This window comes from Streptomyces coacervatus, from assembly GCF_029223485.1.
GTDB lineage: Bacteria > Actinomycetota > Actinomycetes > Streptomycetales > Streptomycetaceae > Streptomyces > Streptomyces coacervatus.
On sequence record NZ_JARHTP010000009.1, the window covers coordinates 150458 to 159279 of the forward strand.

6 protein-coding genes and 1 pseudogene are annotated in these 8822 nt (G+C 71.8%); 2 read left to right on the forward strand and 5 right to left on the reverse strand.

Features of this window, described 5'->3' with window-relative positions; translation table 11 throughout:
* Positions 1-5: 5 nt before the first annotated feature.
* A complete protein-coding gene (gene lanKC / locus P2Q00_RS23145) occupies positions 6-2621 on the reverse strand; it encodes a class III lanthionine synthetase LanKC (RefSeq protein ID WP_275774571.1) in 2616 nt (871 codons plus the stop codon).
* A 222-nt stretch (positions 2622-2843) separates the two neighbouring features.
* Here lanKC and P2Q00_RS23150 point away from each other — a divergent pair, with 222 nt between their 5' ends.
* Together P2Q00_RS23150 and P2Q00_RS23155 are read left to right on the forward strand one after the other, a co-directional pair.
* Positions 2844-4019: a cytochrome P450 gene (locus tag P2Q00_RS23150; protein ID WP_275774572.1), complete on the forward strand. Its 1176-nt coding sequence runs from the start codon at positions 2844-2846 to the stop codon at positions 4017-4019.
* A gap of 41 nt (positions 4020-4060) precedes the next feature.
* A complete protein-coding gene (locus tag P2Q00_RS23155; RefSeq protein ID WP_275774573.1) occupies positions 4061-4915 on the forward strand; it encodes an isocitrate lyase/PEP mutase family protein in 855 nt (284 codons plus the stop codon).
* A 22-nt stretch (positions 4916-4937) separates the two neighbouring features.
* On the opposite strand, the gene P2Q00_RS23160 is transcribed toward P2Q00_RS23155, so the two are convergent.
* The 4 genes and pseudogenes from P2Q00_RS23160 to pdhA form a co-directional block, all read right to left on the reverse strand.
* Complete coding sequence (locus tag P2Q00_RS23160) at positions 4938-5369, reverse strand: VOC family protein (RefSeq protein WP_275774574.1); 432 nt, start codon at positions 5367-5369, stop codon at positions 4938-4940.
* Between the two features lie 48 nt (positions 5370-5417).
* Positions 5418-6530, reverse strand: a complete 1113-nt coding sequence (locus P2Q00_RS50800) for a dihydrolipoamide acetyltransferase family protein (RefSeq protein ID WP_338059335.1) — start codon at positions 6528-6530, stop codon at positions 5418-5420.
* A pseudogene (locus P2Q00_RS50805) lies at positions 6507-7475 on the reverse strand (alpha-ketoacid dehydrogenase subunit beta); the annotation flags it as partial. The pseudogene P2Q00_RS50805 and the gene P2Q00_RS50800, both read right to left, overlap by 24 nt.
* Before the next feature lies 1 nt (position 7476).
* On the reverse strand, positions 7477-8589 hold the full coding sequence (pdhA, locus tag P2Q00_RS23170; protein ID WP_275774576.1) for a pyruvate dehydrogenase (acetyl-transferring) E1 component subunit alpha: 1113 nt from the start codon (positions 8587-8589) through the stop codon (positions 7477-7479).
* Positions 8590-8822: the final 233 nt, after the last annotated feature.

Genomic DNA, 8822 nt, shown 5'->3' on the forward strand with positions numbered 1-8822 from the left:
TGTCCTCACCTCCTCTCTGGTACTTGCGTGGTGGGGACGGGGAGGTCTTGAGCGGGCAGGCCGGGTGTCAGGAACGGCAGCCCGGCCGGCCGGGAGTGGAAGGCGGCACCCAGGGCGAGCAGCACGCCCGCGCCGCCGGTGGCGAGGTCCATGGACAGCCGCAGCAACTGCTCGCCGGGGAAGGCCAGTCGGCCGTCGAGCAGACAGGCGTGGCGGGCAAGGCGGCGTACCTGGTCGGCGATCAGGGGGTCCCGTGCGGCGGCCGTGCCGGGCGGGTGCGGGCGGCTGAGGTGGAGGATCATTCCGGCGAGGCCGTCGAAGAGCCCCGGCTCGATGTAGAAGGACGCCCTGGCCGCCTTGCGGATCGCCGCGGCGGCGTCCGAGAACTCCTCGTCCGCTCGGTGGGCCAGGAACTCCTCCAGCACCATGCCGATGCCCACGCTGCCGTCGGCGAGGTAGGGCATGGTGCGCCAGCCCTCGTTCACCTCCATCGACCCCTCCTCGCGCACGACGCAGCGGCGCAGGTCCTGGCGCAGCGCGGTGGCGGCCAGGTCGAGGAGGGCCGGGTCACGGCTCCGCTCGTACAGGCGCAGGAACAGCAGCGCGGGCCCGGACGCCCCGAACATCAGCCCCGCCCTCGGGTGGGCACCGCCACTGGTCTCCGGTACGGCGTCGGCCGGGCCCAGCCGGTCGGCGACGACCTCCGCCACCCGGCAGGCGGTGTCACGGCAGGTGGCGTCGCCGGTGGCGGTCGCGAAGTGCAGCAGGTTGAGCCCGATACCGGACAGGCCGCCATTGAGGTCGAGGGGCAGCGGCTCCCACCGTTCGCCCAGGCACATGTCGAGGACCTTGACGGCCTCCTCGTGGTGCCCGAGGTGTTCGAGGACGTACGCGACGCCGTGCAGGCCGTCGTAGAAGCCGAGACGGGTGCCCGATGCCGGGTCGAGTGCGTGCCGGATCAGCCAGTCCTCGTGGTCGGGGTGGCGTCCCGAGCCCGTCACGTCCAGCGCGTACAGCACGCCTGCCGCGCCGTGGGCGACGCCGAGGCCGCCGCCCGGCAGCAGGAACTGCTCGATGTCGCCCGGGAAGAGCCGGTCGTGGCGCTCCGGTGTGGCGGAGGCCAGGACGGCGGAGGCGATCGAGTCCCGGGCGCGCAGCCAGCCCGCCCGGTCGGGCTCCAGCCGGGGCTCCTCGCCCGCCCGGGCATCGAGGCCGCCGTCGCCGGTGATGGTGCGTACGGCCTCGTCCAGGAACCGGCGGGGTACCGGGAACAGCCGGGCGGCCTCCCTGGCGAGCTGCCCCGCCTTGCCGACGTCCAGTTCGATCAGGCCGGTCAGCGGCAGGAACAGGAACAGCCGCAGACAGGCCAGCGCATACCGGTCGATGTCGAAGCCGGTGGCGCCGTGCGGGGCGATGAAGCCCGGCGCGGCGAGGACCTGGCGCCGCGCCTGCGTCACGTCCTGCGCGCCCTCGAAGTCGACCAGCACCACCCTGCCGTCCGGGCGGACCAGGATGTTGTCCGTGTGCACGTCCCCGATCACGATGCCCCGGTCGTGGACCGCCGCGACCGCCTCCTCCACCTGCCGGTGGATGTCGAGGGCCCAGTCGGTGTAGTCGGCGAAGGCGGCGGCGTCCGGAGCCAGAGCGGCGAGCGGATAGCGCTTGACGAACTCGTTGTGCAGAGCCTTCGCCTCGACGAACTCCTCGACGAGGAAGTGGTGGCCGCCCAGCTCGAAATGATCGCGGACCGCGGGGACGAAGGGCAGGCCGGCCAGCCGGTCCAGGGCCTCCCGCTCACGCTGCAGGCGGGTGACGGCGTCCGCGCCGTCCGGGGTGAGGCCCGCGTGCGGCCGCCCCTCCTTCAGGACGACGCGCTCCTGCGTCCGCGTGTCGACTCCCGAGTACAGTCCGCCGCCGTTGGAGAAGTGCAGCGCCTTCTCGATCCGGTAAGGCAGGTCGGCGACCGTGGTCCGTCGGCTCTCCGCGAGGTGGGGTTCGAGGAAGCCGGGCAGCTGCACCCACTCGGGTATCCGGAAGGTGGGGCCCCGCACATCGGGCACCAGACGGCCGGAGGGGTCCTCCACCGCCTGCTCCAGCACGCCCTCGTCCGACACGCAGTACCGGTCGGCGAAGGCCCCGTACCTGACGTAGAGCGGGCCCTCACCCCAGCGCAGATCGCTGAGAATGTACGGGCCCTCCCGGCCGTCGAGGACGGCGCCCAGCTCGGTCAGGATGCGCTCGCACTGCGCCTCGTCCAGGGGGTAGAGGGTCACGAACTTGCCGCTGGAGCCGCGGTGCGCGTACTTCGCGTTGGCGAGGAACAGGGCGTCCATGCCGGGGAGGAACTTGAAGGCGATGCGGCGCGGGACGCAGTAGTCCCACACCTCGTCCAGGATCGACTGCGCGTTGTCCGGACACGCCGAGACATGGATCTTCCAGCCCTGCCGGGGGAAGGCGGTACCAGTGGGGCGGCACACCACCCAGTCGCCGAGTTCCTCGCGCACCCACGCATCGGGAAGCCGACGGCCCGCCTGCCGGAAGCAGCCAGGCGTCCGGCCGTGGTGCGGTGCGTCGTAGAAACGGGGGTGCGTGAGGCAGTAGACCTCGTACCGCTTGTCCACGAGGGTCTCCAGTGGGTTCGTCCGCCTCCCGAGCGCCTCTCACCTCCCACGATGGCAGAAGGCGCAGGCCCGGACATCGTGCGTCTGTCACCGGACCGACGTGGGATTCACACAGACCCCCTGTGCCGATCGCACATCCCGCACGGGGATAATCCCGACCGTAAGCGTTTTCGAACCTCCGAGGGGGCGTGTCATTCCCGCCATGCACAACGGTCCCGCACGATGAGCGTCGTCGACTCCTTCCCGCTCGGTGCCGCGACCACGCTCACCGAACTCGCCCGCGATCCCCATCCGCGACTGGCGCTGCTGCGTGCGCACGAGCCCGTGTCCTGGCTGCCGGAGCTGGGCGGCTGGCTGGTGACCCGCCGCGACCTCGCCCTGCACGTGATGCGGGACGCCGCGACTTTCACGGTCGACGACCCCCGGTTCTCCACCGCGCAGGTCGTCGGGGAGAGCATGCTCTCCCTGGACGGGGAGCAGCACACCCGCCACCGCGAGCCCTTCAACGCCCCCTTCCGTCCCCGGCAGGTGCGCGACGGCTTCGCCGCGTTCATCGAGCAGGAGACCGACCGCCTCATCACCGCACTCCGACCGGCGGGCGCCGCCGAACTGAGGCGTGCGTTCGCCGGACCACTGGCGGTCGCCGTCGTGACCGAGGCACTCGGGCTGGTGGGCACCGGCACGGACGCGGTCCTTTCCTGGTACGACACCATCGTGCAGTCGGTCTCCGACATCACCGCCGGAGTCGAGGCGGGGCCCGCCGGAGCCGCGGCGTACGCGGAGCTGCGGGCAGCCGTGGAAGACACCGTCGCCGACCGGGGCAGCTCCTCGCTCCTGGTCTCCGCCGCCGGTCGGCTGACGCTGCCCGAGGTGGCGTCCAATGCCGCGGTCATGATGTTCGGAGGCATCGAGACAGTCGAGGCGATGATCAGCAATGCGCTGCTGCATCTGCTCCGGGATCCGGACCAACTCGCCCTCGTACGGGGCGACTTCGAGCTGCTGGACGGTGCCATCGAGGAGTCGCTGCGCCTGGAGCCCGGCGCGGCCGTCGTGGACCGGTACGCGCTGTGCGACACAGCACTGGGCCCGGCGATGATCCGCAAGGGCGACCTGGTCACCGTCTCCCTGGCCGGAGCCAACCGCGACCCGGCCGTCTTCCCCGACCCCGACCGCTTCGACGTCCGCCGCACCAACGCGCGCCTCCAACTGGCCTTCGCCCATGGCCCGCACCACTGCATCGCCGCCCACCTGGCCCGCCTGGAGACCCGCATCGCCCTCCAGCGCCTGCTCGAACGCCTCCCCGCCCTGCGCCTCGACCCGGACCGCTCCACTGCTCCGTACGGACTGGTCTTCCGCAAGCCGCCCGCCCTGCATGTGCAGTGGGACAGGCACCTCTGACCGATCACCTCTGACACCGTCTTTGGACGTAGGTTCTCTCTGTGACAAGCGACAGCCGAGAACGAGCGGAACAATTCGTCCAGTTGCACCAGGAGGGCTGCTTCCTGCTCCCCAACGCGTGGGACGTGGGCAGCGCCCGGATCCTGGAGGCGGCCGGCTTCCCCGCCGTGGCGACCACGAGCGCGGGAGTCGCGTTCTCCCTCGGGCGCCCGGACCACGACTTCTTCAGCGAGCAGGCACCCGAGGGCCGCGTCGGCCGCGAGACGATGATCCGCCGGGTCCGCGAGATCGCCGACGAGGTCGCGGTGCCGCTGAGCGCGGACCTCGAGGACGGGTACGGCGAGGCGCCCGAGACCGTGGCGACCACCATCTCGATGACGCTCGCGGCCGGCGCGGCGGGCGGCAACATCGAGGACTTCACCGGCGACCGCACCCGCCCGCTCCACGACGAGGAACTGGCCGCGGACCGCATCCGTGCCGCCCGCGCCGCCGTGGACACGAACGGCAGTCCCTTCGTCCTGGTCGGCCGGACCGATGTGCTGCTGGTCGGCGGTTCGCTCGACGAGGCCGTCCGGCGGGCCAACGCGTACCTGGCGGCCGGCGCCGACTGCGCCTTCGTGCCGGGTGCCGCCGACGCCGCCACCATCGGCACGCTGGTGCGCGAGCTCGACGGCCCGCTCAACGTGGTGATGGGGCTGACGGGCGGCGCGCTGTCGCTGGACGACCTGCGCGCGCTCGGCGTACGCCGGGTCACCGTCGGCGGCAGCATCGCCCGAGCGATGTACGGCCACCTGCTGCGCACCGCGCGGGAACTCGCGGACCAGGGCACCTTCTCCTACGCCGACGCCCAGATCCCCCAGGGTGAACTGAACCGCCTTTTCCAGTCCGGAACTTGAGAAGCCTCGACCCGGAACACCTTCATGCGGCGAAGACCTGGGAGTCGTCCGCGAACGCCTTGAACTCCAGGGCGTTGCCGGCCGGGTCGAGCAGGAACATCGTCCACTGTTCTCCGGTCTGGCCCTCGAAGCGCACGTAGGGCTCGATGACGAACTCGACGGATGCCGCGTGCAGCCGGTCGGCGAGCTTGTGGAAGGCCGGGACCGTGAGGATCAGGCCGAAGTGCGGCACCGGGACGTCGTGGCCGTCGACGGGGTTGTGGATGTGCCGGCCGCGCTCCGGCGCGAGGTGGGTGACGAACTGGTGGCCGTGCAGGTTCCAGTCCACCCAGGTCTCCGCGCTGCGGCCCTGCTCCAGGCCCAGTACCTCGCCGTAGAACTGGCGTGCGGCGGCGAGGTCGTCGACCGGCATGGCCAGGTGGAACCTGGGGATCGGTGAGTCGAGAACGGTCATGGCCCTTCCCTTCCGAGACGGTGGCTGTCCGATGGCGGCGGGATGCCCTCAGGAGCAACTCCCCAGTTTCCCAGGCGAAGTGAGGCTGTCCACGACGTGTCGCAGGAACCCGGCCGCTGTGCCGCCGTCGCACACCCGGTGGTCGAAGGTCAGGGACACATTGACGACCTTGCGGACCTCGACGCGACCGTCCTTCACCCAGGGGCGGTCGGTGATCCGGCCCACCCCGATCATCGCCGCCTGGGGGTGGTTGAGGATCGGCGTGGCGCCGTCGACCTCGAAGCCGCCGTAGTTGTTGAGGGTGAACGTGCCGCCGGTGAGGTGCTCGGCAGGGAGTGTTCCGCGGCGGGCGAGGGCGGTCAGCCGCTGCAGTTCCGCGGCGAGCTCGTCGAGGGGGAGGCGGTCGGCGTTCCGGACCACGGGGACGACCAGGCCGTGGTCGGTCTGTGCGGCGAAGCCGAGGTGCATCTGCGGCAGGCGGACGAGCTCCTGACGGTCGGCGTCCACACGGGAGTTGAGCTCCGGGAACGCGGCGAGGGCATCGAGGCAGGCCCGGGCGAGCAGCGGCATCAGGCCCGTGCCGTGGGTGGTACGGGCGGCGAGCAGGCTGTCGGCCTCGGTGTCCGCCCAGATGGTCACGGCGGGTGTGTCACGGTGGCCGCGGACGAACTTGTCGGCCGCGGGGCCCAGCGGGATCCCGGTGGCGGACCGCTCGACTTCGGCCGGAGCGTCCGCAACGCAGGCTGTCCCAGCCGTGGTTGCCGACCTGGACGAGGGGCGGCGTCCGGGGCGTGTCGACGTCCCGTAACCGGTCAGCACGGCGCCCGAACCGAGTGCCTCCGCCACCTCTCCCACGGTGAGCAGCGGCGCCCCGACCTGGACCGCTTCACCGGCGCGACAGTGCAGGACAGTCACGGTTCCGGCGTACGGACTGGGCAATGTCACCACGGACTTGGCCGTCTCGACCTCCGCGACGACCTGGTCGTGCTCGACGGGGTCGCCCACCGCGACCTTCCACTCCAGGACCTCCGCCTCGGTCAGCCCTTCTCCCAGGTCGGGGAGGAGGAACGTACGGCCGGGCGCGGAGTTGCCGGTGGACGCCGGGATGCCGTGGGCCCGTCGTGCGGTGGCGGGCAGCAGGCGGTGCAGGGCGTCCAGCACCCGGCGCACGCCCGGCAGATGGGCGTCCTCCAGCAACGGCGGCGGATACGGGATGTCGAACCCCGTGACCCGCAGCACCGGCGCTCGCAGCGCGTCGAAGCACCGCTCCTGGACACGCGCCGCGATCTCGGCGCCGACCCCGGCGAAGCCCTGCGCCTCGTGCACCACCAGGCACCGGCCGGTCCGCCGCACCGACGCCGTGAGCGCGCCGTCGTCGAGGGGGACGAGGGTGCGCAGGTCCAGCACCTCGACGTCCAGGCCTTCCGCGGCGGCCAGTTGAGCGGCTTCCAGGGCCACGGCGACCGACGGACCGTAGGCGACGAGCGTGGCGTCGCTTCCGGCGCGGCGTACGGCCGCGGTGCCGAACGGCTCCGTGCGGACCGGGAGTTCGAGCGGCTCCCTGGTCCAGTAGCGGCGTTTCGGCTCCAGGAAGATCACCGGGTCCGGGTCGTCGATCGCCTCCCGCAGCAGGGAGTACGCGTCTGCCGCCGTCGCCGGTGTCACGACCTTCAGGCCCGCCGTGTGCGCGTAGTACGCCTCGCTGGAGTCGCTGTGGTGTTCCACGCCGCCGATGCCGCCGCCGTAGGGGATCCGCACGACCAGCGGGAGCGGGAGGGCGCCCCGGGTACGGTTGCGCATCTTCGCCATGTGGGAGGCGATCTGCTCGAGCGCCGGGTACGCGAACGCGTCGAACTGCATCTCCACCACCGGCCGCCACCCGGCCATCGCCATGCCGACCGCGAGCCCCGCGATGCCCGCCTCGCTGACCGGTGTGTCCATGCAGCGCCGGTCGCCGAAGGCGTCTCTCAGCCCGTCGGTGACCCGGAAGACTCCGCCGAGGCGGCCGACGTCCTCGCCGAGGACCACGACGCGTTCGTCCGTGCCCAGCGCGTCCCGCAGGGCGGCGTTGAGGGCCTGGGCCATCCCGGTGTCGACGGCGGTCATGTCAGCAGTCCTCCAACTCGGCCCGCAGAAGGGCTTGTTGATCGGCCAGGTGCGGGGGCGGCGAAGTGAAGACATGGTCGAAGAGGGCCTCGGGGGTCAACTCCGGCTCTGCGGAAAGCCGTTCGCGTACGTCGGCGGCGTACGCCTCCGCCTCGGCCGCCGCGGTCTTCGCATCGGCGTCGGTGAGCAGGCCGCGCTCGCGCAGGGCCGACTCCAGCCGGGCTATCGGGTCGCGCTCGCGCCATCGGTCGGCCTCCGCGGCCGTGCGGTACCGGGAGGGGTCGTCGGCGCTGGTGTGCGGGCCCAGGCGGTAGGTGTGCGCCTCGACGAGCCACGGGCCGCCGCCCGCCCGGGCGTCCTCCACGGCCGTGGTCAGTACGGCGAGCACGGCCGCCGCGTCGTTGCCGTCCACCTGCTCCGAGCGCACGCCGTAGCCGACTCCCTTGTACGCAAGGCTCGGTGCCGCGCACTGCTCGGAGAGCGGGACGGAGATGGCGTACCCGTTGTTCTGCACCAGGAACACCACCGGAGCCTTCAGTACGCCCGCCAGGTTGAGGGCTTCATGGAAGTCGCCCTCGCTGGTCGCGCCGTCGCCCACGAGCGCGAGGGCGACCGTGTCGGTGCCCTTGAGCCGCTCGCCGTGGGCCAGCCCCGCGGCGTGTGCGGCGTGGGTGGCCAGCGGGGTGCACTGCGGTGCCGTGCGGTGCCGTACCGGGTCGTAGCCGCAGTGCGCGTCGCCGCGCAGCAGCGTCAGCGCCTCGACCGGGTCGATCCCGCGGCTGACCAGCGCGACGCAGTCGCGGTAGGTGGGGAACAGCCAGTCCGTGGCGCGCAGGGCGAGCGCCGCGCCCACCTGGCAGGCCTCCTGGCCGAGGCTGGAGGGGTGGACCGCTAGCCGGCCCTGCCGGGCGAGCGCCGTGGCCTGCTCGTCGAAGCGGCGGCCGAGGACCATCTTCCGGTACGCCGTCAGCAGCGACTCGGGTGAGGGCTCGGGGTACGTCCTGCTCGCCGTCCCGCCGTCCGGCGACAGAAGGGAAACCGGAACCGGGGACGGGAGCCAGGGCGAGGGCTCCGCCCCATTCCCCGCTTTCGTACCCATCGGCCTATTGCTCATGTGTCCGCCACCCTTTCCGAACGGCTTGCGCACTTCGGATGATCTCCATGGCATGCGCTTTCTCAACTGTCCGGCAGATAAGTGCAGATGAAGCGGAACTGAACAGTCCATCGTTCCGCATAAGGAGGTAGTAAGCGCTTCCTGTCCGTCAACTGGGTGTCGCCAAAAGGTAATTCGCTCGTCGCCCGCCCGTCCCGAACCGCCGGTTCCAATTGATCAGCGAATCGCGGCAC

What these genes read in the sequence shown, in the direction of transcription:
- P2Q00_RS23150 (WP_275774572.1), top strand. Translation starts at nt 2,844, where the DNA reads ATGAGCGTCGTCGACTCCTTCCCGCTCGGTGCCGCGACCACGCTCACC.
- P2Q00_RS23160 (WP_275774574.1), bottom strand. Translation starts at nt 5,369, where the DNA reads ATGACCGTTCTCGACTCACCGATCCCCAGGTTCCACCTGGCCATGCCG.
- pdhA (WP_275774576.1), bottom strand. Translation starts at nt 8,589, where the DNA reads ATGAGCAATAGGCCGATGGGTACGAAAGCGGGGAATGGGGCGGAGCCC.